The following is a 506-nucleotide window of genomic DNA, read 5'->3' on the forward strand; positions in this document are numbered from 1 at the left end:
CTCGGCAATCTAGAGCCATGTCCACACAACTCCGTGCTTTCAGAAGGTGATAGGTGCCGTGCGTGTGCCCCTAGACCGGCTCGGCCCTGACGGATACCGGGTCGAGGTCGGGACGGAAACTTGGCGCAGTCCCGTACGGGAAGCCGTAGCTATTCGCTTTACAGTGGGTGAGTTCTGCAACAATCATCGGATGCGTAAGGTTCGCGATCTGGAGCACGCCGATGTCGCTGTCCTCCAGGAGTTGCTCGAGTCGGTCCCCGATTATGCCGAACGCATCACCGGCTATCCGCCTGGACCCTCGGATGCGCTCAGCGCTCTCATCTCTGTGCCTCCCGGGTTCGACCCCTCAGGCAAGCGGAGCATCGGGCTGTGGGACGGCACCGAGCTCATCGCATTCGCTGACGTCCTCCTTGGCTACCCGGACCCGGGGGCCGCCTACATCGGGCTCCTCATTGTCCGAGGCGACCGCCACGGCTCCGGTTACGGGAGGGAAATACACGAGACAG

General features: G+C 62.6%; 1 protein-coding gene. It reads left to right on the plus strand.

The annotated features are described in order from the left end of the window. Positions 1–190: 190 nt before the first annotated feature. Positions 191–506: GNAT family N-acetyltransferase (locus IE231_RS18160; protein WP_189695395.1), on the plus strand; the 316-nt coding region annotated here is incomplete at its 3' end.

Origin of the sequence: Sinomonas cellulolyticus (assembly GCF_014656475.1) — a bacterium.
GTDB lineage: Bacteria > Actinomycetota > Actinomycetes > Actinomycetales > Micrococcaceae > Sinomonas > Sinomonas cellulolyticus.